The 26071-nt window shown below is 67.5% G+C and carries 18 protein-coding genes and 1 tRNA gene; 5 read left to right on the top strand and 14 right to left on the bottom strand.

The window, feature by feature from the left end; genetic code table 11:
• Nucleotides 1-53 precede the first annotated feature (53 nt).
• Nucleotides 54-1880, top strand: a complete 1827-nt coding sequence (locus ETR14_RS14830) for a methyl-accepting chemotaxis protein (protein ID WP_129385768.1) — start codon at nucleotides 54-56, stop codon at nucleotides 1878-1880.
• Between the two features lie 4 nt (nucleotides 1881-1884).
• Here the strand turns inward: ETR14_RS14830 and ETR14_RS14825 are convergent, their stop codons facing one another.
• From ETR14_RS14825 to ETR14_RS14795, 7 genes are all read right to left on the bottom strand, one after another.
• Nucleotides 1885-3351 (bottom strand): glucoamylase family protein, encoded by a 1467-nt coding sequence (locus ETR14_RS14825; RefSeq protein WP_243455525.1) that lies wholly within the window; start codon nucleotides 3349-3351, stop codon nucleotides 1885-1887.
• A 23-nt stretch (nucleotides 3352-3374) separates the two neighbouring features.
• Complete coding sequence (locus ETR14_RS14820) at nucleotides 3375-6398, bottom strand: TonB-dependent receptor domain-containing protein (protein ID WP_129385766.1); 3024 nt, start codon at nucleotides 6396-6398, stop codon at nucleotides 3375-3377.
• 139 nt (nucleotides 6399-6537) lie between these two features.
• A complete protein-coding gene (locus ETR14_RS14815) occupies nucleotides 6538-7440 on the bottom strand; it encodes an endonuclease/exonuclease/phosphatase family protein (RefSeq protein ID WP_243455524.1) in 903 nt (300 codons plus the stop codon).
• 5 nt (nucleotides 7441-7445) lie between these two features.
• Nucleotides 7446-9587, bottom strand: a complete 2142-nt coding sequence (gene ligA, locus ETR14_RS14810) for an NAD-dependent DNA ligase LigA (RefSeq protein WP_129385764.1) — start codon at nucleotides 9585-9587, stop codon at nucleotides 7446-7448.
• A 40-nt stretch (nucleotides 9588-9627) separates the two neighbouring features.
• Complete coding sequence (locus tag ETR14_RS14805; protein WP_129385762.1) at nucleotides 9628-10341, bottom strand: dienelactone hydrolase family protein; 714 nt, start codon at nucleotides 10339-10341, stop codon at nucleotides 9628-9630.
• On the bottom strand, nucleotides 10338-11996 hold the full coding sequence (gene recN, locus ETR14_RS14800; RefSeq protein ID WP_129385760.1) for a DNA repair protein RecN: 1659 nt from the start codon (nucleotides 11994-11996) through the stop codon (nucleotides 10338-10340). Before recN ends, ETR14_RS14805 begins: the two co-directional genes overlap by 4 nt.
• Nucleotides 11997-12029: 33 nt before the next feature.
• Complete coding sequence (locus ETR14_RS14795; protein ID WP_129385758.1) at nucleotides 12030-12824, bottom strand: outer membrane protein assembly factor BamD; 795 nt, start codon at nucleotides 12822-12824, stop codon at nucleotides 12030-12032.
• A gap of 106 nt (nucleotides 12825-12930) precedes the next feature.
• Between ETR14_RS14795 and ETR14_RS14790 the strand changes: the two genes are divergently transcribed.
• Nucleotides 12931-14184, top strand: coding sequence for a glycosyltransferase (locus ETR14_RS14790; RefSeq protein WP_129385756.1), 1254 nt, complete (start codon nucleotides 12931-12933; stop codon nucleotides 14182-14184).
• A gap of 17 nt (nucleotides 14185-14201) precedes the next feature.
• Here ETR14_RS14790 and ETR14_RS14785 read toward each other — a convergent pair whose 3' ends face one another.
• From ETR14_RS14785 to yajC, 4 genes are read right to left on the bottom strand one after another with little or no spacing between them, the layout of a single operon-like run.
• Nucleotides 14202-14591, bottom strand: a complete 390-nt coding sequence (locus ETR14_RS14785) for an Mth938-like domain-containing protein (RefSeq protein WP_243455523.1) — start codon at nucleotides 14589-14591, stop codon at nucleotides 14202-14204.
• A gap of 1 nt (nucleotide 14592) precedes the next feature.
• Nucleotides 14593-15567 (bottom strand): protein translocase subunit SecF, encoded by a 975-nt coding sequence (gene secF / locus ETR14_RS14780; RefSeq protein WP_129385754.1) that lies wholly within the window; start codon nucleotides 15565-15567, stop codon nucleotides 14593-14595.
• 9 nt (nucleotides 15568-15576) lie between these two features.
• On the bottom strand, nucleotides 15577-17163 hold the full coding sequence (secD, locus tag ETR14_RS14775) for a protein translocase subunit SecD (protein WP_129385752.1): 1587 nt from the start codon (nucleotides 17161-17163) through the stop codon (nucleotides 15577-15579).
• Between the two features lies 1 nt (nucleotide 17164).
• Nucleotides 17165-17494, bottom strand: coding sequence for a preprotein translocase subunit YajC (gene yajC / locus ETR14_RS14770; RefSeq protein WP_129385750.1), 330 nt, complete (start codon nucleotides 17492-17494; stop codon nucleotides 17165-17167).
• Nucleotides 17495-17692: 198 nt separating this feature from the next.
• Between yajC and ETR14_RS14765 the strand changes: the two genes are divergently transcribed.
• Nucleotides 17693-17769, top strand: a tRNA-Pro gene (locus tag ETR14_RS14765).
• 10 nt (nucleotides 17770-17779) lie between these two features.
• Here ETR14_RS14765 and ETR14_RS14760 read toward each other — a convergent pair.
• The 3 genes from ETR14_RS14760 to ETR14_RS14750 form a co-directional block, all read right to left on the bottom strand.
• Nucleotides 17780-20329, bottom strand: coding sequence for a DUF2339 domain-containing protein (locus ETR14_RS14760; protein WP_129385748.1), 2550 nt, complete (start codon nucleotides 20327-20329; stop codon nucleotides 17780-17782).
• 49 nt (nucleotides 20330-20378) lie between these two features.
• A complete protein-coding gene (locus ETR14_RS14755) occupies nucleotides 20379-22070 on the bottom strand; it encodes a hypothetical protein (RefSeq protein WP_129385746.1) in 1692 nt (563 codons plus the stop codon).
• A gap of 79 nt (nucleotides 22071-22149) precedes the next feature.
• Nucleotides 22150-23787 (bottom strand): hypothetical protein, encoded by a 1638-nt coding sequence (locus ETR14_RS14750; RefSeq protein ID WP_165356457.1) that lies wholly within the window; start codon nucleotides 23785-23787, stop codon nucleotides 22150-22152.
• A gap of 136 nt (nucleotides 23788-23923) precedes the next feature.
• Here ETR14_RS14750 and hslV point away from each other — a divergent pair, with 136 nt between their 5' ends.
• A complete protein-coding gene (gene hslV / locus ETR14_RS14745; protein ID WP_129385742.1) occupies nucleotides 23924-24472 on the top strand; it encodes an ATP-dependent protease subunit HslV in 549 nt (182 codons plus the stop codon).
• A gap of 79 nt (nucleotides 24473-24551) precedes the next feature.
• Nucleotides 24552-25853: an ATP-dependent protease ATPase subunit HslU gene (gene hslU / locus ETR14_RS14740; protein WP_129385741.1), complete on the top strand. Its 1302-nt coding sequence runs from the start codon at nucleotides 24552-24554 to the stop codon at nucleotides 25851-25853.
• Nucleotides 25854-26071: the final 218 nt, after the last annotated feature.

The following is a 26071-nucleotide window of genomic DNA, read 5'->3' as shown; positions in this document are numbered from 1 at the left end:
TCATGCCGTAGTAACACGTAGCGGCTGAATCGCGGGACAGGGGCGCGAGGGACATGACGATCAAACATCTGGTCCGCCTGGGGGGCGGCATCCTGGTGCTGTTGCTGGCCTTCGGCCTCGCCGCGGCGTGGTGGAACATCGACACGATCCGGATGGGCGGGCCGATCCAGGGCAAGAACCAGGAAGCCTCCGATCTGATCGCCGACATCCTGCCGCCGCCCAAGTTCATCATCGAAAGCTATCTCGAGGCGACGCGCCTGCGCCAGAACCCGCAGGATTATACCGCCCGCGCCGCGCGCCTCGCGAAACTTCAGGAAGATTATGAGACGCGCCATGCTTATTGGCAGGAATCCGCGCTAGATGCCGACGTGCGCGCGCCGATCCTCACCGGATCGCACGCGCCGGCAGAAGCCTTCTGGACGGAATTGAACGAGCGCTTCCTGCCGGCGATCCGCGCCGGCAATATCGGGGATGCCGACGCGAGCTATGCGCGGCTGACCGCAGCCTATGACGAGCATCGTAGCCGGATCGATGAAGCCGTCGCTACGGCAAGCCGCTTCCAGGGAGAATTACGCGAGCGCTCCGCGACGGAGGTGAGCCGCGCACTCTTCATCCTCGGCACCGTCGCCCTGCTCATCCTGCTGTCGGTGCTCGGCTTCTGCTGCATCATGCTGCGCAAGGTGGTGGCACCGCTCGCCGACGCGGCGGGAACGATGCGGTCGATGTCGGCCGGTGATCTCGCCGTGCGCGTAACCGGCGAACAGCGCAAGGACGAGATCGGCGATGTCGCGCGCGCACTGATTGCGTTCCGCGATGCGGGAACCGAGAAAACGCGGCTCGAAGCCGCCTCCGCCCGCCAGCAGGAGGAATTGCGTGACGTCGTCGCGACCCTTGGCAGTGCCCTCCGCAAGCTGTCGCAAGGCGACCTCACCCGCCCGATCGAGCGCGCCTTCCCGAACGAATGCGAACCGCTGCGGCGCGACTTCAACGAGGCGCTGGCGAGCCTCGCCGGCCTGATCGGCGCGGTCTCGTCGAGCGCTGCAGGGATCGGCGCCGGTGCCGCCGAGATCGCCGACGCCTCGGCGGACCTTTCCCGCCGGACGGCAGACACCGCAGCCAATCTCGAAGAGACCGCGACCGCCCTCTCGGGGATCGACCAGAGGCTCAGGGATACGGCGGGTTCCGCCGCCGAAACGGTGAAGCGCGCCGACGAGGCCGCGGCCAGCCTCGCGGCCGGCCAGGCGCTCGCCGCCGATGCAGTGCGGGCGATGGGCGAGGTCAGCGACAATGCCGCGAACATCGATTCGGTGATCGAAGGGCTCGACCAGATCGCCTTTCAGACCCGTGTGCTGGCGATGAACGCCACGGTCGAAGCGGCCCGTGCCGGCGAGGCCGGGCGCGGCTTTGCGGTGGTCGCCGATCTCGTCAGCGCCTTGGCAATGCGCTCCGAAGAGGAGGCGAAGCGCGCCCGCCAGCAGCTCGCCGCGACCCAGAACGGCATCGGCACCAGCGTCCAGGTCGTTCGCAAGGTCGGCGACGCGCTGCAGGGTATCGGCCGCGACGTCGGCGCCGTCCACGATCTGATCGGCAGCGTCGCCCGAGACAACCAGGCGCAGTCGGCCGCGATCAGCCAGGTCAGCGCCGCGGTCGCTCGGATGGACGAGGCCACACGCCAGAATGCCGCGCGGGTCGAGCACACCTCTGCCTCTGCCCACAGCCTGACCGAAGAGGTGGAGGCCTTGACGGCCGAAGCCGGCCGATTCCGCACCGGCGTTCCGTCGGACCGGCCGAAATCCTTCCGTCCGGCGGCACCGGCCTCACCGAAGATCGGCGCAGCCGCCTACCTCGCCGCGCTCCAGAAGAGCCTCGACGAGGGCTGAGGCTTCAGCGATCCAGCCAGCCGCCGGTGAAGCCGAGCCTGGTCAGCCCGGTCCGGATGTGCGGGTTCTTCCGCATCGTCTTCCAGACGAGGCCGCTGCGGTGATTTTCGAGCATCGCCAGGATCGGCCCCTGATCGATGCCGAGATGATCGTTGGCGAACCAGCCATGCTCCGGATCGACACGTCCGTCATGGCTGCGCAGATCGGCGAAGGTGAAGCTTGGGTTGAACGAATCCTTGAAGCCGTAGCGCGTGTAGAGACGCGCGCCATATGTCCGCTTCATCGCCATCAGGGCCGGCAGCGTGATCTCCGGCGCAAACGGGATCGAGCCGCCGGCGGCGGTCGGAACGACGGTGCCGTCGTCCCTGACCTCGGTTGCCGCGACGCCGCGCGCCGCATAGCCGAAGAAGCGGCGCATCGCACCGCCGACCGCGCGCTGATGGTCGCCGGGCCCGTCCGACGCCGTCCACCCCCAGATGTCGCCGTCATAGCCGCGCCAGCCGTTCGGATTGTCGAGGCCGTAAGCGCGCTGGGCGAGCGTCGCGCGGCGACTATTCTCGAAATAGTCGATCCCCTTGCCGCGCATGAAATCGTCACGAATGCCGCGGAAATCGACCCAGACATGGCTATATTGGTGGCCGAACAGCGGCGCGAAGCCGAGATGCTGCTGTCCGTAAAAGGTGCCCCAGCTCTCCTCCAGGCGCGCGGCCCAGCCCTTGTCCCAGGCATCGCGGCCGATCGGGTGGGTCGGTGAGCCCGCCGCGAGGACGTAGACCAGCATGCCTTCGTTGTAGCCGACCCAATCATGGGTCTCGAAGCCGCGCTCCGGCCGCCAGCCCATCGTGATCCCGTGCGAGTTCGGCAGGTTGGCGGCCTTGGTCCCGGTGTTGCTTCGCTGCGCCCAGGTCCAGTCGACGCGGCGGTAGATCGCCTCGGCCAGATCGCGGATCTCGCGCTCGCGGGGATCGTCGCGGTCGAAATAGGATTGTGCGAACAGAATGCCGCCGAGCAGCAGACTGGTGTCGACGGTCGACAATTCGGTGGTGCCGAAGCGCTGGCCGTTGTCGTTGCGGAGGAAGTGGTAGAAGAAGCCCTTGTAGCCGCTCACGCCGGCAGCCTCCGGTCCCTGCGGCGCATCGTGGTAGAAGCGCATGCAGGCGAGCGTGCGCTCGGCCGCTTCCGCCCGGCTGACATAGCCGCGCTCGACCCCCACGGGGTAGGCGGTAAGCGCGAAGCCGGTCGCGGCGATGCTCGAAAAGGGATTGGACGGCCAGCGATCGGGCGCCAGGCAGGTGTCCGCGCTGGTCGTGTCCCAGAAATAGCGGAAGGTCCGTCGGCTCAGATCCTCGACGAACGCCTCCTGTTCCTGCGGCGGCGCGACACCGAAGACCGGCGCGCCGCCGCGGGCGCCCCCCGCCTGGCAGGCGGAAAGCGCCATCGCTGCGAGGAGCGCGCCGGCGGCCGCCGCCACGCGCCTCGGATTGCCTACGGCGATCAGAAGCTGAACCCGGCGGAAAGCTTGATCGTCCGGGTCGGATTGCCGCCGATGCCGTAGGCGCTGCGCCCCCCGAACACGCTCGGCGATCCCACCGTGCTGGTGGTGTCGTTCGGATCGGTGTTGAAGTCGACGAAGTTGCGATCGTTGAACAGGTTGATGATGTCGACGCGCAGCCGCAGCTGCGATTCCTTGGTCAGGAACTTGAGCGGCAGATATTTGGTCACCGCCAGATCGACCTGGCGCAAGCCCCAGCGATCGCCGTTGCTGTCCGCCCAGGTGCCGACCACCAGACGCTCGAACGGCGCCGTCGCCTGGTTGACGAAGCCCTTGAGGAAGGGCGGGGAGGCCAGAGTGATCTTGGAAGACAGGGTGACCCCGATCGGCAGATCGACGCTGCCGGCGGCGACGAAGCGATGCTTGCGGACACCCGAGGAACGCAGCACCGGATAATCGTCGAGCGACGCGTAATCGAGCGAGAACACCTCGCCGAACGCACGATTCTCCTCGGCCTCGGTATAGGTGTAGGTCGCATCCAGGCTCCACGGCGACGAGGGCCGGTAGGATTTGGTGAGCTTCAGATAGACGGAGTCGGCGCTGGTCTCGATGCCGTTGGTGCCGATCAGGATCGATCCGAAGCCCGGCGGCGCGAAGCCGAACGGCGAATCCGGCCGCTGGTTCGGCGCGAAGAAGCTGCCGTCCGGACGGCGGTTGCCGAGCAGATAGGCGAAGCCGTCCTTGCTCTCGATGTGCGAATAGCCCGCTTCGAGCTGGACAAGGTCGAAGCGGCCGCGCGCGCCGAGGCTGAACTGGTCCGAATAGGGCGTCTTGAGATCGTTGTTGATGAAACGGAGCTCGCCGCCGCCGCGGCCTCCCGCGGTCCCCGCCAGCAATTGCTGCCGTCCTTCCTCGGTCAGGTAAATCGGGTTGAACGCGACGCAGGTCGGGCCGGCCACGCAGGTGTTGAGCGGATCGCCGGTGATGAAGTTGAACGTTCGCGTCGTGAAGGCGCCCTGGGTGAGCTCCTGCTGCAAGAAGTCGAACTGGTTGCGGTCGTAGGAGCGGCCATAGCCGCCGAACACCTGGAACCGGCCTTCCTCGTCGAGATCGTAGCTGAAGCCGATGCGCGGCTGGAAGGCGCCGAGGAACGGCTCGCGCCCAGATCCGGTCGAGATGAAATCGCGAATGTCGTAATCGGCGCCGTTGAGGTTCGGATAGTTGGCCGGCGACACCGCCGCCACCGCATCCGCCGGCGTCACGAAATCCAGGAAGGCGGGCGTCTTCTCATAATCCCAGCGCAGGCCGAGGTTCAGCGTCAGCCGTTCCGTGACGTCCCAATCGTCCTGCAGGTAGATACCGAACTGGAAGTTGTCGGACTTGACGATCGGATCGGCGACTCCGGTGTTGGCGCCGAACTGGACCCGGTAGGGAATGGTGGCGTTGAACGTGCCGCCGTTCGGATTGAAATCGGTGTTGTAGAAATATTGCGCGTTGGTGTTGTTGAGCTGCAGCGAGTTCAGCTTCACGAACTTCGCCTTCACGCCGGCCTTGATGGTGTGGCCCTTGAAGCCGGTGAAGGTGAAATCGTCCTGGATGGTCCAGCCCTTCTGGCCCTTGTCCTGGTAATTGCCGCTGCCGCCGAGCTCGAGCAGGCTGGCGCGGGTGTTGGTCGCCTGCAGGATGGTGCCGTTCTCGAACACCCTCGGCGTCGGCGCCCAGCTGACGTCCTCATAGGCGATCTTGAAATCGTTGATCCACGATTCCTCGCTATGCTCCCAGCGGCCGAGGATGCGGATTTCCTCGTTGATCGTGTCGGTGGCGCGGCTGACCGCCTGCTGGCCGCTGTTGAGGCCGACCGAGGTCTCGTCGCGATACTTGCCTGAAAGCTCGATCAGGTCCTTCGACGTGGGCGAGAAATCGAGCTTGCCGAAGAACAGGTCCTCGTTGAACGACCGGTTCACGGTGCCGAACAGCTCCCGATATTCGGCCGGGAAGCTCTCCACGGTGCGGCCGTTGCCGGGCGTGATCTCGACCGGCACTTCCTGCCTCTTGCCCTCATAGGCGACGAAGAAGTGCATGACGTCGCGGATGATCGGGCCGCCGAGCGAGGCGCCGAACTGGATGTCCTTGGTCTTGACCTTGTCGGCGCCGTTGCGGATCTCGATCGGCGTCTTCTCGCGCAGGCTCTGGTTGGTGAAGTCGATGAAGCCGTCGCCATGAAATTCGTTGGTGCCGGATTTTGTGATCGCGGTGATCGCGACCGAACTGACCTGATCAAATTCGGCTTTGTAGTTGGAGCTGATCACCCGATATTCGCCGATGGCGGATTGCGGGAACGGGTTGCCCTGCGAACTATCCTGGCCGGTGATCCCGCTCTTCAGGACATAATCCTTCTGGCCGATGCCATCGATGAAGATATTCACCGAACGGCTGTCCTGGGCACCGCCCTGCAGGCGCGATTCGCCGTTCGCACCGGTGACGAACTGCACGCCCGGGGCAAGATCCGCGAAGGCGAGGAAGTTGCGATTGTTCTGCGGCAGCTGCTCGATCAGGCGCGGCGTGATCGTGGTACCGATCTCGCCGCCTTCCATCGTCCGCAGGCGCGACGCGGTGACGATGATCCCCTCGCCTTCGGCGACCGCGTCCGGCTGATCCGGCGCTGCGGAGAAATCGAAGTCGAGCTCCGCATTCTGGCCGACATTCAGGGTGAATTCGTCGGTGTTGCGCGTGCCTGTGGGCGTCGTGATCTCGAGCCGGTAGGTGCCCGGACGCAGCGAGGCGAGATTGTAGCTTCCATCGGGTCCGACTTCGGCGGACCGGCGCAGGCCGGTATTGACCTCGACCGCTTCGACGCGGGCGGTGCCCTCCACGGTCACCCGGCCGCGCAGCGACGCATTATTCTCCTGCGCGTGCGCCGGCGTGGCGACGAGCGCCGTCAGCGCCCCGGTCGCAAGCAAGGCTGCAGCCAGCCGCATCATTCCGCCGTGCCGCGCCGGGCGACGATTGCTCCGCAGAAACGCCATCTCTCCTGACTCCCCAATTCCGACTGTTCTTTGTGTTTCTGTAACCGGTTACAGCTATCCTCACGCACAAAATCAAGATTCTTCTTCGTGTTCGTGCACGATTAGGCGGGAAGCGTTGCCCGAATGCGCCGGTGCCGCCTCAGCGGCGCGCGGGTGCGGCGGGCCAATCGAGGTCGGCGATGATCGGGAAGTGATCCGAGGGATAGCGGCCGGCGCGGTTCATATCCTCGGTGCGCAGCCGCAGCGGCACGAACCCGCGCGCGAAGATCCAGTCAATGCGCCGATCGGCCTTGCCGGTGAAGCCGTGGAAGGTCGGTTCGGGGCCCTCGACCCGGGCTGCGGCGGTGCGGACATCGACCAGGTCGCGGCTGAGCACGCCATGTGCCGGGCTGTCCGGGGCCGTGTTGAAGTCGCCGGTCAGCACCACCGGCACGTCGCGCTGAAGAGCGGCGATCCGGGCCGCGATCGCCTCGGCGCCCTTGGTACGCGCGGCCTCGTCCTCGGCGCGGTACGGGAAATGGGTGTTGTACAGATAGAATCGCCGCCCGTCGGCGACCGTCTCGAACAAACCCCAGGTGACCATCCGCGGCAACGGATGCCCCCAGCTGATGCTGCCCGCCACATCGGGCGTGTCCGACAGCCAGAAATTGCCGAGCTCGATCAGCCGCAGCCGGTCGCGCCGGTAGAAGACACCCATATATTCGTCGTCGCGCCCGCCCCGGCGATCCGTGCCGAACCAGGCATAGCCGGGCAGATGGGCGAGCAGATAATCGGCTTGGATCCGCTTCAGCTCTTGTGTGCCGACGACGTCCGGCTTCGCGTTTGCGACGAGATCGACGAGGATGTCCTTGCGATGGGGCCAGGCATTGGGCCCGTCCTGATCGACCGGCACCCGAACATTGAAGCTCATCACGCGGAGCGGGGCCGCTTCCGCGCCCCGCCACGCCGGCAGGGATAGACCGAGCACGAGCGCGGCGAAGAGCAGGCAGCGCCGCACCATCAAACCCGCCGCTCCTAAACGCACCGTCGCGAAGCCAGCCATGCCGTTCACCCCGCCTCGGCGACGATTTCGTTCCAGCGCGCCTCGTCGATCACCTCGACGCCCAGCTCCTGCGCCTTCTTCAGCTTGGAGCCGGCGCCGGGGCCGGCGATCAGCAGGTCGGTCTTGGCCGAGACCGATCCGGAGACCTTGGCGCCGAGCTTTTCCGCCTGCGCTTTCGCTTCGTCGCGCGACAGCGTTTCGAGCGAGCCGGTGAACACCAGGGTCTTGCCCGACACCGGGCTCTCCCGGGTCTCCCAGACGAGCCTGCTTGGAGTCACGCCGGCGGCGAGCAGATCGTCGACGACTGCGCGATTGTGCGGCTCGTCGAAGAAATCGACCAGCGCCCCGGCGACTTCGCCGCCGATGCCCGGGGTCTCGATCACCGCCGCCGCTGCGGCGTCGCGGCGCTGGCGGAACTTCTCGTCGCTCTCGCCGAGCGCCTGGACGATCTCCGCCCGTGCCGTCCGTGCACGGTCGATCATCTCGCGAAAGGCATCGAACGTGCCGTAGCGCCGGGCGAGATCGCGTGCGGTCACCTCGCCGACGTGGCGGATGCCGAGCGCGAACAGGAAGCGGTCGAGCGGCGGCTGGCGGCGCTCGTCGATCGCGGCCAGCAGATTGTCGACCTTGGTCTGCGCCCAGCGGTCGCGGGAGAGCAGCAGGTCCTTCTTCTCGTGCAGGCGGAAGATGTCGGCCGGCGAGGCGACGATGCCGTCCCGGAAGAAATCCTCGATATTGGTGATGCCGAGGCCGGTGATGTCGAGCGCGTGGCGCGAGGCGAAGTGACGGAGGCGCTCCACCCTTTGTGCCGGGCAGACGAGGCCGCCGGTGCAGCGGACGTCGACCTCGCCTTCCTCGCGCACCGCCTCCGACTGACATTGCGGGCAGTGATCGGGAAAGACGTAGGCCGGGCGCTCGGCCTCCGGCGTCAGATTCCCCAGCACCTGCGGGATGACGTCGCCGGCGCGCTGGATCAGCACCCGGTCGCCGACCCGCACGCCCAGACGCGCAATCTCGTCGGCATTGTGCAAGGTGGCGTTGGTGACGGTGACGCCGCCGACGGTGACCGGGGTCAGCCGTGCGACCGGGGTCAGCTTGCCCGTCCGCCCGACCTGGATGTCGATCGCCTCGAGCGTCGTTTCGGCGCGCTCGGCCGGGAATTTATGTGCGATCGCCCAGCGCGGCGCCCGCGCCACCTGCCCGAGCCGGCGCTGCAGCTCGAGATCGTCGACCTTGTAGACGACTCCGTCGATGTCGAACGGAAGCTCCGCCCGCGCGGTCTCGATCGCACGATAATGGGCGAGCACGCCGTCCAGAGCCGTGAACCGCTTGAGATCCTCCGAGACCGGCAGCCCCCAGCTCTCGATCGCCTTCATCACGCCGAGCTGAGTATCGGCGGGAAGGCCCGACACTTCGCCCCAGCCATGGGCGAGGAAGCGCAGCGGCCGCGACGCCGTCACCGTGGCATCGATCTGGCGCAGCGATCCGGCGGCGGCATTGCGCGGATTGGCGAATTGTCGGTATTTGAGCTCGCCCTCGTGATCGGGCCCGGCCTTCGCCTCCGCTTCGGCCTTGAGCCGCGCATTCAGCGCCGCGAAGTCCGCCTTGGACATGTAGACTTCGCCGCGCACCTCGAACACTTCGGGGATTTCGCCGCGCAGGCGCTCGGGAATGTCGCCGATCGTGCGGACATTCTGGGTGACGTCTTCGCCCTGCGCGCCGTCGCCCCGGGTGGCGGCGAGCTTCAAGACGCCTCTTTCGTAGCGCAGTGAGCAGGACAGGCCGTCGATCTTGGGCTCGGCGGTCAGCGCGATCTCGGCCGTATCCGGCAGCTTCAGAAAGCGGCGGACGCGCGCGAGGAAGTCCTCGACATCCTCGGCGGCGAACGCATTGTCGAGGCTGAGCATCGGCAGCGCATGCGGCACCTTGCGCAAGGGCCCGGACGGCGCCGCGCCGACTTGCCGCGACGGGCTGTCGTCGCGCACCAGATGCGGGAATTCCGTCTCGAGCGCCGCATTGCGCCGGACCAGCGCGTCATAGTCGGCATCGCTGATCTCCGGCGCATCGTCGCCGTGGTAGAGGCGGTTGTGATGGGCGATCTCGCGGGCGAGACGCGCCAGCTCGGCGGCGGCTTCGGCTTCGGTCATGCCGTCCGCTTAACAAGAAGCGCAGCGCCGCCCAAGGGCTTCAGGCGAAGCATTCCTCGAGGAACAGCCGCAGGCTCGCCCACGAACGCCGATCCGCCGCGGCGTCGTAGAGCACGCCGTTCTCCGGCGCGGCGGCCTTGGGATTGGTGAAGCCGTGCATCACTCCGCCATAAGCATGGATCTGCCAGTCGGCGCCGGCGGCGGTCAGTTCCTTGCCGAGCGCGGTGACCGCTTCGGGCGGCACCATCGGATCGTCCCAGCCGTGAAAGGCGACGACCTTCGCCGTGATCTTGGTGCCCTCGCAATTGCCGGGCGCGCCGAACAGGCCGTGGACGCTGGCGACGCCGGCGAGGTCGGCGCCGGTGCGGGCAAGATCGAGGACGCAGAGGCCGCCAAAGCAATAGCCGATCGCGACGATCCGGGCCGGATTCACTTCCGCCAATCCGCGCACCGTCTCCAGCACCGCCAGCATCCGTGCCTGCAGCCGCGCACGATCATCGAGGAAGGGCTGCATCAGTGCCGAACATTCCTCGCGGGTCGTGCCGAGCACGCCCTTGCCGTAGAGATCGGCCGCGAACGCATTGTAGCCGAGCCCGGCAAGCCGCTCCGCGACCGCTTCCTCGTTCGGGCCACGGCCGACGAACGTGTGCACGACGATCACCGTCGGCCGCGGCCCCGCCTGCGGATCGAAGACGAAGAGGCCTTCGAGCGCATCGCCGTCGTGGCTGTAGTCGATCGTCCGTCTCTCGATCATGCGGCTTCCAGCAGCCGCACCGCCTGGGCCCGTGCTTCGTCGGTGACTTCGGCGCCCGACAGCATCCGCGCAATCTCCTCACGGCGGCGACCCTCGTCGAGCAGGTGGACGCTGGTCCGGGTGACCAGGCCGTGGCTCTTCTCGATGAAGAAGTGGCGGTTGCCGCGCGCCGCGACCTGCGGGCTGTGGGTGACGACGAGCAATTGCGCATTGGCCGACAGGCGGTGGAGCCGCTCGCCGATCGCGCTGGCGACCGCGCCGCCGACGCCGCGATCGATTTCGTCGAAGATCATCGTCCCCGCCCCGCCCTGTTCGGCAAGCGCCACCTTGAGCGCGAGGATGAAACGCGACAATTCGCCGCCGCTGGCGATCTTGGTCAAGGGCGCGAACGGCGCGCCGGGATTGGTCGACACTTCAAATTCGACCCGGTCCCGCCCGCGCGGACCCCATTGGCCCTCCGGCAGGAACTCGACGATGGTGCGGAACTGGGCGGCGTCGAGCTTCAACGGTGCGAGCTCACGCGCCACCGAGGCGTCGAGCCGTTCGGCCGCCGCGGCGCGGAGCGCCGACAGCCGCGCGGCCGACTCCTCATAGGCGGTGCGCCCATCGCTCACCGAGCGCTCGAGAATGGCAAGGCTGCGCGTGCCCGCTTCCAGCGCGGAGAGCTTGGCGGTGAGCTCCTCGGCCAGGGCCGGCAATGCGTCGGGCTCGACCCGGTGCTTGCGCGCAACCGCGCGGATCTCGAACAGGCGGGCTTCGGCTTCCTCCAGCCGCGCGGGCTCATAGGCCAGAGCGTCGGCCGCTTCGGCGAGACGGTCTTCGGCGTCCGACGCCTCGATCAAGGCCCGGTCGAGCGCCGACAGGGCGTCCGCCAGTTTCTCATGCTGGTCGCCGATGCGCTCGAGCCGGCGTGCCGCTTGGCGCAGCAGCGACAGCCCGCCTTCGGAGCCGTCGAGATATTGACCGACCGCGGCAATGTCCTCGGCCAGGCGCGCGCCCTTCTGCATGTTGGCGCGCAGGTTGGCCAATTCCTCTTCCTCGCCCTGCTGCGGTGCGAGCTTGCCGAGTTCGGCGGCGGCATGTTCGAGATATTCGCGATCGCGCGCGGCGGCTTCGAGCTCTTCGCGGGCGCGTGTCAGCGCGGTCTCCGCCTCACCCCAGACCCGGAACAGACGTTCGGTCTCGCGCGTGTCGATGCCGCCGAACGTGTCGAGCAGGGCACGGTGGCCACGGGCGTTGAGCAGCCCGCGATCGTCATGCTGGCCATGGATCTCGACCAGCATCGCGCCGAGTTCGCGGAGCAGGCCAACCGAGGCCGACTGATCGTTGATCAGCGCGCGGCTGCCGCCGTCGGCTTTGACGATGCGGCGGATCACCAGCGGCTCGCCGGGCTCTCCGTCGAGCCCATTCTCGCGCAGCAAAGCGCGCGCAGCGTGGTCGGCGGGCAGGTCGAAGCTGACGCTGACCACTGCCTGCGCCTGGCCGGTACGCACCAGGCCGCTGTCGGCGCGGGCGCCAAGCGCGAGGCCGAGGGAATCGAGCAGGATCGACTTGCCGGCCCCGGTCTCGCCGGTGAGCACGCCGAGGCCCGCACCGAACTCGAGATCCAGGCTCTCGATCAGGACGACGTCTCGGATGGAGAGCCCGGTCAGCATACGCCGGACTGTGCCATTGCCGGACTCGTCAGATCAAGCCGAAGGCGCTGCAGGCGCGTTCTTTTGCACGAGCTCGTAGGCGCGCTCATACCATTTGGTGTTGGGATAATTGGCACCGAGCACCGCCGCGGACTTGCGTGCCTCGTCGGGAATTCCGAGCGCCAGATAGCTTTCGGTAAGCCGCATCAGCGCCTCGGGCGCGTGGCTGGTCGTCTGATATTCGTCGACGACGACCCGGAAACGCTGCACCGAGGCCAACCACTGGGCGCGGCGCTGATAGAAGCGGCCGACCTCCATTTCCTTGCCCGCGAGATGATCGCGGACGAGATCGATCTTCAGCCGCGCGTCCGACGCGTAGCGCGTGTTGGGGTAGCGGCGGACGAGCTCGTTGAGCGCGTCCAGCGCCTGGCCGGTGATCTTCTGATCGCGGGTGACATCCTCGATCTGCTCGTAATAAGCGAGCGCGATCAGATAGTGGGCGTAGGGCGCATCGCGGTTGCCCGGGTGGATGGACAGGAAGCGGCGAGCGGAATCGATCGACTTGGTATAGTCGCGCGCGGCATAATAGCTGAACGCGCTCATCAGCTGCGCACGGCGGGCCCAGACCGAGTAGGGATGCTGGCGCTCGACCTCGTCGAACAGGGCCGCGGCGACCTGATACTGGCCGCGATCGAGACGGTCCTTGGCCTGGCCGTAGAGCGTGTTGACGTCGCGAGCGACATATTGGGTATCGGCGCGGGTCTTCTTGCCGCCTGCGCAAGCAGCGAGGGGAAGAACCATGGCCAGCAGGATTGCGGCGGCGATCGGACGTGCGGAGGGACGGAGCATGGGGGGCTTCTTAGCGGAGGGTTGGGCCGGGGCCAAGCAGATAGCGGACGGGTTGCCCGGCGGCGCATGAACCCCCGTTTAATGGTTGAAGCGTAGGGCGAAAGCGATGCTGCGCGTGCTCACCCTGTCGACGCTGTTTCCGGATGCGACCCGGCCGACCTTCGGCCTGTTCGTCGCCCGCCAGACGCGCGCATTGTCCGACCTCGACGATGTCGCCGTGCAGGTGGTGGCCGGCATCGGACTACCGCCGTGGCCGCTGTCGCGTTACGCGCATTATGCCGCGCGGCGCAGCGCTCCGCCGCATGAGGCACGGGACGGCATCCCGGTTCATCGGCCCCGCTTCCGAGTGCTGCCGCGGCTGGAGCCGCTGGCCGGCCGTGCGCTGGCCCGAGCTGCCCTGCCCTTGCTTCGCACGCTTCCGATCGACGTCATCGACGCCGAATTCTTCTGGCCGGACGGCGTCGCCGCGATGCATCTGTCGGACGCCCTCGGAGTGCCCTTCTCGATCAAGGCGCGCGGCAGCGACATCCATTATTGGGGCACGCGTCCGGCGGTGCGGCGGCAGATGGTGGCGGCGTCCCGCCGCGCCGGTGGCCTGCTCGCGGTGAGCGCCGCACTCAAGGCCTCGATGATTGCGCTCGGCATGCCGCAGGACAGGATTGCGGTCCACCATACCGGCGTCGACCTCGATCTCTTCTCGCCGGTCGATCGCAGCGCCGCCAAGGCCGCGCTCGGCATCGACGGAGGCCTGCTGGTGAGCGCCGGCGCGCTGATCCCGCTCAAGGGCCAGGCGCTCGTCGTCGAAGCCCTTGCCGCCTTGCCGGACGTGACCCTGCTGCTGGTCGGCGACGGACCCGAACGATCGGCGCTCGAAGCCCGCGCGGCAGCGTGCGGCGTGGCGGATCGAGTCCGCTTCCTCGGCAATCGGCCGCATGCGGAGCTGCCGACCCTGCTCGGCGCCGCTGACGCGATGGTGCTGCCGTCAGAGCGCGAAGGTCTCGCCAACGTCTGGGTCGAGGCCCTCGCCTGCGGCACGCCGCTGGTGATCACCGATGTCGGCGGCGCCCGCGAGGTGGTCGACCGTCCCGAGGCGGGGCGCCTGGTCGCGCGGAACGCCGCCGCGATCGCAGCGGGCGTACGGGAGGTGCTGGCTGCTGCGCCGGCGCAGACCGCGGTCCGGCAAAGTGCGCTGCGCTTCAGCTGGTCGCGCAACGCCGAGCAATTGCGGCGCCACTTGCTCTCCCTCTCCCCTTCAGGGGAGAGGGCCGGGGAGAGGGGGAGTCGGAGCGAAACGGTAAGCCTCGAGATTCCCCACCGGATCCCCCGCTCCCAATTTCTCCTAGGGAACCCATCAAAGTAGTACTTTGATGGGGGGTCCTAAAGGGGAGAGGAGCCGAGCGGCATCAGCGCTGCGGCGATCCAGCGCTCCTCGCTGCGGAGCATGCCCCAGGTTCGGGCCGCGGCGCGGCTGTCCATCACTTCGACGCCGATGCCCCGCTCCTCGAGTGCGCGAACGAACGCACGCGGGGGAAAGACGATCGTGGCGCCGGTGCCGAGCAGCACGAATTCCGGTGCCGGATCGAGCACCAGGATAGGCTCGAGATCTTCGGGCGCGATCTCGCCGATCGGCGGCGCAGTCCACGCCCAGGCGGCGACAGGGGTCAGGAAGACGGCACGGTGGACGACGCCGTCCACGGAGAAGCCGCCGTCGCGAAACCCCTGGACGAGCGGCCCTTGGGCCGAGGGATCGCGGTCCAGCCGCGCCACCTCAATAGCCTTCGTTGGGGGTCGCCACCCGCTCGCCGCCCTTGGCCGCGGAACCGGTCGAGGTCTTGGGCAGGAAGCTGTCGCCGCTCACCCCCAGCCAGACCAGGATCGGCGAGGAGATGTAGATCGACGAATAGGTGCCGACGAAGATGCCCAGGAAGATTGCGATGGTCAGCCCGAAGATCACCTGCGGCCCGATCAGCAGCAGCGCCAGCAGCGCGAACATGATCGACAGCGAGGTCACCATGGTCCGCGACAGCGTCTCGTTCAGCGAGACGTTGAGCAACGGCACGATCTCCATCTTGCGGTATTTCCTCAGATCCTCGCGAATCCGGTCGTAGATCACGACGGTATCGTTCAGTGAATAGCCGACGATGGTGAGGATCGCGGCGACGACATTGAGATTGAACTCCAGCTGCGTCAGCGAGAAGAAGCCGATCGTCATGCAGACGTCGTGAAACAGGGTGACGAGCGCACCGACGCCAAATTGCCATTCGAAGCGGAACCAGATGTAGATGGCGATACCGAGCATCGCCAGCGCAACGGAGATCGCACCCGAGCGATACAGTTCGTTGGAAACCTTGCCGGACACGCTGTCGACGGTGAACTTCGCGTCTGGATGCTTGGCCGCGATCGCCTCGCGCACTCTGGTGGCGACCTTGGCCGCGGCATCGTCACCGCCGTCGGGAAGACCCATGCGGATGGTGATCGTCTTGGGATCGCCGAATTCCTGGATGCTGGCGTCGCCGACGTTGAGGCCTTCGACCGTCTCGCGCACTTCCTCGATCGGCGCGGTCCGGCTGAAGGTGACGTTGATCATCTGCCCGCCGACGAAGTCGACGCCGAGATTGAGGCCGCGCACCGCGACCAGCGCGATCGAGGCGACGGTGACGATGATCGACAGCACCAGCGCGACGTTGCGCCAGCGCATGAAATCGAAATTGGTGTTGTCCGGAACGAGCTTCAGGAGGCGCATGGCTTCAGCCTAGATATGGAGTTCACGCGGCCGCGCGCGGCGCGCCCAGAGGGCGACCAGCATGCGGGTGATGTTGACGGCACTGAACACCGAGGTGACGATGCCGATCATCAGCACGACGGCAAAGCCGCGGATCGGGCCGCTGCCGAAGTAGAACATCAGCACCGCGGCGATGACGTTGGTGATGTTGGCGTCGAAGATCGCGGTGCTCGCTTCGCGGTAACCGGCCTCGATCGCGTCGAGCACCCGTCGGCCGCGCCTCTGTTCCTCGCGAATGCGCTCGTTGATCAGCACGTTCGCATCGACCGCCGCGCCGATCGTCAGCACGAAGCCGGCGATGCCGGGCAATGTCAGCGACGCGCCGAACAAGGCGAGGATGCCGAGGATGAACAGCGCGTTGAGGATCAGCCCGATCGTCGCATAGACGCCGAAGCGGCCATAGGTGATCAGCATGAACAGGATTACGGCCAGGGTCGCGACCCCAGCGGCGATGCCGCCCCACTTGATCGACTCCTTACCGAGCTCCGGACCGATCGTCCGCTCCTCGATCACGCGCAGCTCGACCGGCAGCTTGCCCGAGCGAAGCTGAACGGCGAGCTCGTTCGCAGTCTGCACGGTGTAGCTGCCCATGATCTGGGCCTGGCCGCCGAGAATCGGCTCGTTGATGTTCGGCGCCGACAGCACGACGTTGTCGAGGATGATGGCGAACGGCTTATTGACGTTCTCGCGGGTCACCCGGCCGAACGCCTTGGCGCCGGTGCTGTCGAAGGTGATGCTGACACCCGGCTGATTGTTCTGATCGTAACTCTGCTTGGCGTCGATCAGCTGGTCGCCGGTGACGATCGCGCGGCGCTTGACCGCAATCGCGCCGCCGCCCTGCATCGGCAGCACTTGGCTGCCGACCGGCGCGCGGCCCTGCGCGACCTGCTCCGGAGACGCGGTCTGATCGACCAGCTTGAATTCCAGCCGCGCCGTCTTGCCGAGCAGGGTTTTCAGCGCCTCGGGATCCTCGAGACCGGGGACCTGGACGAGGATCCGGGTGTCGCCCTGGCGGATGACGGTGACTTCCTTGGTGCCGTCGGGGTCGACGCGATTGTAGACGACCTCGCGGGCGGTATCCATCGCCTGAGTCAGCGCCTGATCGAGCCCGGCCTGAGTCGGAGTCATCACGATCCGGTTCTGGTCGAGGACATCGACGTTCCAGTCGCGCGGGCCGAGACCGGCGGGCTGCGTCTGGGTCCGCGCGAACTCGACCGCGGCATCGACCTGCGCCGGATTGCGCACCATGAAGGTCAGCTTGTTGTCGGCGGTCGAGATCTCACCGATGTCGATCGGCGGCGACTCGCGGCGGAGCCCGACGCGCAGACGCTCCTCCATCTGTTCCAGCCGCTGCTTGGCGAGGCCGCTCGTATCCGCTTCGAGCAGCAGATGGCTGCCGCCGGCAAGGTCGAGGCCGAGGTTGATCTGCGCGCTGGGCACCCATTTCGGCCACTTCGCAACCTGCTCCGCAGGAAACAGGCTGGGTACGGCGAGCAGGACGCCGATCAGGCAGATGAGGCTGATGCCCCACACCTTCCAACGGGGGAAATCGAGCATGTCAGTCGTTCGCCGGCTTGGTGCCGTGCGGGCGGATGTCGCTCAGCATCGACTTGATCACGCGCACGCGCACGTTCGGCGCGATTTCGACCTCGACCTCATTCTCGTCGACCTTGGTGACCTTGCCGATCAGCCCCCCGGACGTGACAGCGACGTCGTTCTTCTTCACCGCCGCGAGCATGTCGCGATGCTGCTTGGCCCGCTTGGTCTGCGGACGGATCAGCAGGAACCAGAAGGCGACGAAGATCAGCACCAGCGGCAGGAACTGGGCGATCAGCGCCCCGCTTCCTGCGGCGGCGCCGGTCGATGCATATGCGGGCGATGCGAACATGGGATCTTACCTGGTGAGGGACCGGTGCTGGAACAAGCGTCCGGATGAATGTGGCGGGCGGTTAACATGCGTTTGGCCGCCTGTGCAAGGACGCCCGCTCGACCATCCCGTTCGGGTGCAACGGGATTCAGGCGCTTGCCATCGCCAGCCGCCGGGCCTAGAGGCGCCACTTCGGTGCCCGCACAGGGTTCCGCCGGTCGGGGCGTAGCGCAGCCTGGTAGCGCATCACACTGGGGGTGTGGGGGTCGGAGGTTCGAATCCTCTCGCCCCGACCATTTTCTTCTTTCAGGTTTGGGATCCGCCCGCGGGCGCCGCTTCGGCGCGCAGCACGCGGCCGTAGAGCATCCCGATCCCGATCACGCCGACGCCGAGCCCGAACAGGGACAGGATCCGCAGCAGTCCCGTCAGCGCCGCCGCATCCAGGCCGAACACCTTGATGATGGTCAGCGCGAGCAGCGCGAGACCGGCGATGCGGACCGGCTTGTCGGCCAGGCGGATGCCGCCGACGATGAGCGCGATCGACAGCAGCAGCCCGGCCAGCGAATAGGCATAGGATTCGCCCTCGCCGATCGTCGGCGCGGTCAGGATGGTGCCCTGGAAAGCCTGACGCACCAGCAGCATCACGCCGAGCAGCAACGACGCGAGCGCGAGCGTCAGCCACAATCCGGACCGTGCCCCATTCGGCGCCGCACGCCGGACACGGTACAGCCAGGCGGCGCCGAGCAGATAGGCCGGCAGGATCAGGTTGAGCAGCGGCATCGCCCCGACTGCCTGGTCCACCACCGCCGGATTGTGGATCAGCATGTCGAACCAGACCAGACGCGCCGCGGCAAGACCGGTCAGCGCCAGCGAAGCGCGTTGGCGCTGAGCGTCGCTGAGGCCGAAATGCGGCATTCGCCGATGGCAGATCGCCCAGCTGGCGGCGAACAAAACCAGATTGAGCAACGTCCGCTCGGCAAGCCCGCGCGCGACGAAATCTTCGTGCGTCGCCAGGCCGAACAGGTGCTTGTAGAGCAGATAGGCCGCCGCAATCGCCGCGATCGCGCCTGCGATCAGCGGCACCCTGCCGATGCGCGAATCGGCCGCAAGCAGCCGCCAGGCCGCAACCAGGATTGCTGCAGCCGGCACCAGCACGAGCAGCCCCTGCCCCAGCGGCGGAAGCCCGGTCACCAGCGCCGGATCGCCGGCGAGCGCCATGCCTACCGTCATCCACAAATCGAAGATGCGCAGCCCGCTCCAGACGAGCCCGGCGGCGGCTGCGATCCCGGCGATCCAGCCCAGGCCGCGATCCTGCGTCCGCTGCGCCGCGAGTGCGACGGCAAGGCCGATGAGCAGCCAGAGGCTTCCGACAAGATCGTAGGGAAGCAGATCGAGGGCGGCGACGGCGAGCAGCAGCGCACCGGCGGCGACCGCCACGACACTCGGCCGGTCGGCCGCCCCGTCGCGTGCTACCGCACGCCGGCTCCAGGCGAGCAGCAGCGGCCCGATCGCGAGCAGGACGAAGAGCAGCGCCCAGGCAGGCCGCGCGAGCAGATCGTCATGGGTGAGGCGGAGGATCAGCGCGGGGCCGGCGAAGCCTGCCGACGCGACCGCTGCCGAGATGCCGCGATCGGGTCCGCGCAGCACGCCGGGAAGTGCACCTGCGGCGAACAGCAAGGTGATCCCCGCAGCAATGTGCGGCAGCAGCGGATCGGGCAGGTCGATGGCCTTGACGAACAGCAGCAGCAAGGCGAGCGCCACCGCCAATGCGGGCAGCAGCCGATGTGCCGGTTCCCGGGCCGCGAGGAAGAAACAGGCGATCGAGAGCAGCGCGAACAGCCCCCATGCGGGCAGGCCGAGATCGATCCGCCCCACCAGCAGGGCCAGCTCGATCAGAGCGATGGCCGCGGGCCGCATCACCGCCAGCTGCCGTCCCTCGCCGACGCGCAGCAGCGACGCGCCGACACCGAGCACGACGATGAACAGGCCGGCGGGAAGCGCATGCGCAGGCGCCATCGTTGCGAGCACGGCCGTCCAGGCGAAGCTCAGCACCACCGTTGCCACCGCAAGCCAGGGCCAGCCCCGCCGCGCCGCGATCGCGAACAGGGCGAGGTTTAGCAACGCGAGATAGGTCAGCAACGGCACCGACGTCCCGCTCGGATTGCCGACCAGCAGCGGCGTTGCAAAGCCGCCCGCCAGGCCCATCACGGCGGTCGCCGCACCATGGCGCAAGGAGAGGATCAGGGCGGCGATGGTGATGACGGTCATCAGCCCGAGCGCCGTCTGCGCCGAGATCAGTCCGTACAGGACCTGGCTTCCGTAAGCGGCGGCGTAGAAGACGAGCACGCCGGCACCGACCAGTGATTGTGCGACACGGGGATCGACGATCTTGCCGGGACGCCAGCGCGCATATTCGCCCGCCCCGATCAGCGCGGCGCCGAACAGCGCCGCGAGGATCATCCGGATGGCCGGCGTGATCAGGCCGAGCGAATAGCGCACCAGGAACACGCCGGCGACCGCGAGCGCGATGCCGCCGATCCAGATCAGCAGCCGGCCGGCGACCAGTTGCTCGAACAGCTTGGCGAAATCCTGCCGGGGCGCTGCCGGGCCGGGGGCGACCGGCGGCATTGTGCGTGCGGCCGGAAGCGGCTCGGCCGCCGGCGCGCTGAGTGGCGCCGCCGGCGCCTGCATCGGCACGTGCGGCACGGGCGTGGCCGGAGAAGCCGTGGGCACGGCTTCCGCGACCGGATTGCCGTCGCGGAGCCGCCGCACTTCGCGCTCCAGGGCGTCGACGCGCAAGTACAGGCGGTAGACGACGGCTCCGAGCGCGATCAGACCAAGGAGGAGCAACGCCATCGACCCTGCCTACAACGGCAGGGCGAAGCTGTCAGCCCGTTCCGCTTCGTCAGAACAAGGCGATCGGCATACGCTCCAGGCTCTCGCCTGCCCATGCACGTTGTGCACGCGCCTGATAGGCTTTGCCGGCGTCGGGATTGCCGAGCTGGATCTCGGCAAGCCCCAGCGTCCAGAGCGCGATCCCATCCTCCTGGAACATGGCGAGCGAGGCGAGGAGCTGGCGCTTCGCGCCTTCGGCATCGCCCGCCTTCAGCATCGCGGCCGCCAGGCTGCGGCGGACCCCGTACCAGAAGGGCGGCGGATCGAACTGCAATCCGGCATTGCCCTGCTCGGTCATCGCCGCCCGATAGGCAGTGATCGCGCTCGCATAGTCGCTGCGGAGCATCGCCGCACGCCCTTCGAGAACGCGCTGCGAGATCGTCGCCAGCGCCGCGCCTTCCGGGCCGAGCGCCCTGCCGTCGGGACCATCGCGCAGGGTGGCGATCGCTCTCGCCTCGGTCGTGACGCCCGCGGCGTCGCCGTTGCGGGCGAACGCCTCGCCGCGGGCATAATGCCAGGCGGCGGCGGCGAGCGCGTAGACGTCGCCCGACCAGCCGGTCGCCGGTCCGCGCAGCGCGAGCACGGTCTGCACCGGCGCATGGCGACCATAAGCGAAATAAGGCGCGGCATAGTGGGCGGCGCGGATCCGGAACAGGGGATCCTTGGCGGGAAAGCGCTCGTTGAACAGGTCGGCCACTTCGATCGCGTTGCGGCCGTCGCCGCGCATCATCGCGGCTTCGATCGCATAATGGTGATCGTGTGCGTACAGGTAACGCCGATAGGCCGAGAAAGCAGGCGCCTGCTTCTCATATTCGCCGTACAGGTCGATGGCCTTCCGGTTCGCGGTAACCGCGTCCGCGAACCGGCCTTTATTATAAAAAGTGTGCGATGCCATGTGGACGAGGTGGCTGGCCCCGGCGCCGCTGTCCGCCAGCGTTCCGGCGAAGGGCAATGGCAGCGCCGGCTTGTCGACGATGTCCGACAGGTGGATGTAGAAGTGGATCGCCGCTTTGTTCTGCGGATCGCGGCGAAGCACGGTCTCGAGCCAGCTCTGCGCTTGCTGCAGCGGCGCCCCGCCGGCCGCCCAGCGCACGATCTGCGCATCGGAGGCCAGCACCAGAACCGCATCCTCCTGTGGGAATTGCTCGGCGAGGGCCGCCATCGCCCTGACATAGCCTTCATTGTCGAACGCGGTTCCGGTGGCGGGGGCGCGGATCAGGATCGCGTTGATCAGGCCCCGGTCGCGCGGACCCAGCCTCCCTGCCCGCGCGGCGGCCCGCCGTGCCGCGGCCGCGGCGGCATCGACGTCGACATAAGGCGGCTGCAGGTTGAGCGTCGGCGATCGGGCCAGCGCCTCGCCCCAGTGGCACATTGCACAATCGGGATCGAGCCGCTGCGCCTCCCGGAAGTTGCGGATCGCCTCCGCCTCGTCATAGGCCCAGATCAGCCTCAGCCCCTGCTGAAACCAGGCCTGCGCCTGCGCATTGGCGGTGTCGGCTCTGAGCCTGGTGTCGTAGTTGAACTCCTTGAGCTGGAACGGTCTGGCCGGCGCCGAGCCGCCCTCCTGCTCCGCCGCAGCCGAGACGCAGCGGGCGAGACTCCACGCCGCCTGATAGCGCTCCGCACGCTCCACCGCCTGAACCGGCAATGCCGCCGCAAGCGCCGCGAGCGCGACGCTCGCCCCCCGCAAAGATCCGACCATGTCTCCCCCCATTCTGTTGGAAGACAAGCTAAAGCCGGCCAGAGGACTGGCAACAGCGACTCGCTCGGAAACGGATCGATCAGATGCGGGTGAGCGGCACCTTTTCGACGTCGCCGCTCCATGCGGCGCGTGCCTGGCCGAGGTAGCGGCCCGCGAGATCGGCATTGCCGAGCGCCTGCTCGGCCCGGGCGAGCGCCAGCAGGGCGAGAGGATCGCCGGGCCAGCGTTCGAGCGATGCGATCAGCTGATGCTGCGCGCCCTCGGCGTCGCCCGCGGCGAGCAGGGCCGCAGCGAGGCTCCGGCGCACCGGATACCAGAAAGGCGGCGGATCGAAGCCGAAGCGATCGCCGGATTGGAGCAGCATCGCCGCCCGGAACGCGGTCGCTGCGCGCTTGTGATCACCCTCCAGCATCGCCGCGCGCCCCTCCAGCACATGCTGTGCCAAGGCCACCAGATCCTCGATCGCCTTGCTGCCGAGCGCCCGCCCGTCCGGGCCCTCGCGCAGCGCCGTCATCGCAGCGGCCTCGCGCCGCACCGCGCCGGCATTGCCCGCCCGCGCCTGCGCTTCGCCGCGGGCGTAGAGGCGCATCGCCCGCATCAGCGGATCTCGCGGTTCCGACGATGCCATCACCTCGGCCGTTGGGGCGTGAAGCCCGTCGGCATACCAGGTCGAAGCGCGGATCACGCCGCGCCAGCCGGTGTCGCCGCCTTCGGGATAGCGGCTGCGATAATGGTCGGCGATCCTGCGCGCCGTCTCACCGTCGCCGCGCATCATCGCCGCCTGGATCGCGAAGTGGCTGTTGTGGGCGTAGAGCCCGGTCCGATAGTCCGATCGCGCGGGCTTCGCCTTGGCGACGAACGCTTGGTCGGCCTCCAGCGCCGCCAGGTTCACCGTCGCTGCATCGCGGTAGCGGCCGATTCCGAAGAAGGTGTGGGACGGCATGTGGACGAGATGGCTCGCCGCCGGCGCCAGTCGCCCGAGCCGCTCCGCGTAAGGTTCGGCGAGCTTCTGCTGGTCGAGGAAATCGGTGAGATGGATGTAGAGGTGGATCGCGCCGCTGTGATCCGGATTGCGCGCGAGCACCGTTTCCAGCCATTTCTGGCCTGCCGAGCCGGGCTTGGGCGCACGTTTGCCGATCACCATTTCCGCATCGGCCGCGATCACCAGCACCGCGTCGTCTTCAGGATGGGCACGCGCGATCTTCGCCATCGCCCTGGCATATCCCTTGCCGTCGAACTTCGCCGTGCCGCGGGTGCGCAGAACCATGGCATCGACCAGCGCCCGCTCCTTCGCGCCGAGCTTCGCGGAAAGCGCCTGGGCCCTTCGCGCCGCTGCCGCAGCCTTGCCGAGTTCGTCGATGCGCGGCTGCAGGTTGAGCGTCGGCGAACGCGCCCACGCCTCGCCCCAGAAGCAGAGTGCGCAATCCGGCGCGAGTGCTTGCGCCTGCTCGAACGCGCGGATCGCCTCGACCTCGTCATAGGTCCAGATCAGCCGCACGCCCTGATCGAACCAGCGCCGCGCCTCGACGCTGTCCGTGTCCGGCACGATGCCGGCATAGCCGAGACCGTCGAGCAGGACCGGTGCAGCCTTGCCCGCGCCGTCCGAAGCCGCGTCGGCAGGCGCGCAGACCGGGACCGGGGCGGTCGCCGCGGTCATCCGCTCGCTATTCTGCCCAGCGCTCGCGGGCAGGGCCGCGCCGGCCAGTATCGCACCCATGACTCCAAGCCGTGCCCGCATCATTCAATCCCCTGTTCAGCCTCGAAGGCTAGGCGCTTCCGACGCTCCGGGGAAGAGGACGTTGCGCAGGCCGGAGCCCGCTCCCACATGTTGCGAAACGCATTCGGGAGTTACCATGGAAAGCTGGCACGGGACGACGATCCTGGCGGTAAGGAAGAACGGCAAGGCGGTGATCGCGGGCGACGGACAGGTGTCGCTGCAGCACACCGTCATCAAACCCAACGCACGCAAGGTCCGGCGGATCGGCGACGGCTCGGTGATCGCCGGCTTTGCCGGCGCCACTGCAGACGCCTTCACCTTGTTCGAACGGCTGGAGCGCAAGCTGGAGCAGCATCACGGACAGCTGATGCGCTCGGCGGTCGAGCTCGCCAAGGACTGGCGAACCGACAAATATCTGCGCAACCTTGAAGCGATGATGATCGTCGCCGACAAGGACGTGACCCTGATCCTCACGGGCAACGGCGATGTGCTCGAGCCGGCGAGCGGCGTCGCGGCGATCGGATCCGGCGGCAATTTTGCCCTCGCGGCGGCGACCGCGCTCTACGGCTATGAAGAGGATCCGGAGACGATCGCGCGCAAGGGCATGGCGATCGCCGCGGACATCTGCGTCTACACCAACGGCAACCTCACCGTCGAAGTGATCGAGGGCGCCGCCGCGGCCTGACACGCCGGCGCGTCGAACTTGATTCCTCCCCCTCCGCAGCCATCTTGCGGACAAGCAATACGGGTCGAAACACCACAACATGAACGACAATCTTACCCCCAAGGCGGTGGTCGCCGCACTTGATGCCCACATCGTCGGCCAGAATGAGGCGAAGCGCGCGGTCGCGGTGGCGCTGCGCAACCGCTGGCGGCGTCAGCGCCTGCCCGATGGCCTGCGCGAGGAAGTTACGCCGAAGAACATCCTGATGATCGGGCCGACCGGCTGCGGCAAGACTGAGATTTCACGGCGGCTCGCCAAACTCGCGGACGCGCCCTTCGTCAAGGTCGAGGCCACCAAGTTCACCGAGGTCGGCTATGTCGGCCGCGACGTCGAGCAGATCGCCCGCGATCTCGTCGAGGAAGCGGTGCGGCTGGAGAAGGAGCGGCGCCGGATCGCGGTCAAGGATTCCGCCGAGCAGGCGGCGATGGACCGGCTGCTCGACGCGCTGACCGGCAAGGGCGCCAGCGAAGCGACCCGCGAGAGCTTCCGCCAGCGTTTCCGCGACGGCCATCTCGACAATAGCGAAGTCGAGCTGGAGGTCGTCGAGGCACCGAACATGCCGTTCGACGTGCCTGGCATGGGCGGTCAGGTCGGCATGATCAATCTCTCCGACATGATGTCCAAGGCGCTTGGCCAGCAGAACAAGAAGCGCCGCCGCCTCAAGGTGCGCGAAGCGTGGAACCGGCTGGTCGAGGAAGAGGCTGACAAGAGGCTCGATCAGGACGACGTCACCCGCACCGCGCTTGCCGATGCCGAAGCGAACGGCATCGTCTTTTTGGACGAAATCGACAAGATCGCGGTGTCGGACGTCCGGGGCGGCTCGGTCAGCCGCGAAGGCGTTCAGCGCGATCTGCTGCCGTTGATCGAGGGCACCACCGTCGCGACCAAATACGGACCGATGAAGACCGATCACATCCTCTTCATTGCAAGCGGCGCCTTCCACGTCGCCAAGCCTTCCGATCTGCTGCCGGAACTGCAGGGCCGCCTGCCGATCCGGGTCGAACTGAAGGCTTTGACCGAGGAGGACTTCGTCCGCATCCTGTCGGAGACCGAAGCAAGCCTCAGCGAGCAATATCGCGCGCTGATCGCTACCGAGGGCGTCGAAGTGGTGTTCACCGACGACGGCATTCGTGCCGTGGCGCGCATCGCGGCGGAAGTGAATTCGCAGATCGAGAATATCGGCGCCCGGCGCCTTTCGACGGTGCTCGAGAAACTGCTCGAGGACGTCAGCTACGAAGCGGCGGAGCGTTCGGGCGAGACGGTGACCGTGGACGGCGCTTATGTCGAGAAGCAGTTGAGCTCTATCGCCCGCAACACCGATCTCAGCAAGTACGTGCTCTGAGCCTAAGATCCTCCTCGGAACGAGGAGGGGACCAGCCGCAGGCTGATGGAGCGGGTCCGGTGAGCCCCGCCGCATCAGATCCTCCCCGAGCTTGCTTGGGGAGGGGGACCGCCGCCGAAAGGCGGTGGTGGAGGGGGGCCGGCGACCCACGCAGCGCCTCATCTCCGGGCGCTTACGTGAGTTTCCAAACCCCTCCACCGACTTGCGGGCGGTTCGCT

The organism is Sphingosinicella sp. BN140058, from assembly GCF_004135585.1.
Classification (GTDB): domain Bacteria; phylum Pseudomonadota; class Alphaproteobacteria; order Sphingomonadales; family Sphingomonadaceae; genus Allosphingosinicella.
The sequence above is the reverse complement of the archived record's forward strand: the minus strand, read 5'-3'. Positions and strand labels throughout refer to the sequence as shown.

Excerpts from the sequence above, each read along its gene's own strand:
- ligA (WP_129385764.1), bottom strand. The coding sequence starts at position 9,587 with ATGACCGAAGCCGAAGCCGCCGCCGAGCTGGCGCGTCTCGCCCGCGAG.
- ETR14_RS14820 (WP_129385766.1), bottom strand. The coding sequence starts at position 6,398 with ATGGCGTTTCTGCGGAGCAATCGTCGCCCGGCGCGGCACGGCGGAATG.
- ETR14_RS14830 (WP_129385768.1), top strand. The coding sequence starts at position 54 with ATGACGATCAAACATCTGGTCCGCCTGGGGGGCGGCATCCTGGTGCTG.
- secD (WP_129385752.1), bottom strand. The coding sequence starts at position 17,163 with ATGCTCGATTTCCCCCGTTGGAAGGTGTGGGGCATCAGCCTCATCTGC.
- ETR14_RS14795 (WP_129385758.1), bottom strand. The coding sequence starts at position 12,824 with ATGCTCCGTCCCTCCGCACGTCCGATCGCCGCCGCAATCCTGCTGGCC.
- recN (WP_129385760.1), bottom strand. The coding sequence starts at position 11,996 with ATGCTGACCGGGCTCTCCATCCGAGACGTCGTCCTGATCGAGAGCCTG.
- secF (WP_129385754.1), bottom strand. The coding sequence starts at position 15,567 with ATGCGCCTCCTGAAGCTCGTTCCGGACAACACCAATTTCGATTTCATG.
- hslV (WP_129385742.1), top strand. The coding sequence starts at position 23,924 with ATGGAAAGCTGGCACGGGACGACGATCCTGGCGGTAAGGAAGAACGGC.
- ETR14_RS14750 (WP_165356457.1), bottom strand. The coding sequence starts at position 23,787 with ATGGGTGCGATACTGGCCGGCGCGGCCCTGCCCGCGAGCGCTGGGCAG.
- yajC (WP_129385750.1), bottom strand. The coding sequence starts at position 17,494 with ATGTTCGCATCGCCCGCATATGCATCGACCGGCGCCGCCGCAGGAAGC.
- ETR14_RS14760 (WP_129385748.1), bottom strand. The coding sequence starts at position 20,329 with ATGGCGTTGCTCCTCCTTGGTCTGATCGCGCTCGGAGCCGTCGTCTAC.
- ETR14_RS14815 (WP_243455524.1), bottom strand. The coding sequence starts at position 7,440 with ATGGCTGGCTTCGCGACGGTGCGTTTAGGAGCGGCGGGTTTGATGGTG.
- ETR14_RS14805 (WP_129385762.1), bottom strand. The coding sequence starts at position 10,341 with ATGATCGAGAGACGGACGATCGACTACAGCCACGACGGCGATGCGCTC.
- ETR14_RS14790 (WP_129385756.1), top strand. The coding sequence starts at position 12,931 with ATGCTGCGCGTGCTCACCCTGTCGACGCTGTTTCCGGATGCGACCCGG.
- ETR14_RS14755 (WP_129385746.1), bottom strand. The coding sequence starts at position 22,070 with ATGGTCGGATCTTTGCGGGGGGCGAGCGTCGCGCTCGCGGCGCTTGCG.
- hslU (WP_129385741.1), top strand. The coding sequence starts at position 24,552 with ATGAACGACAATCTTACCCCCAAGGCGGTGGTCGCCGCACTTGATGCC.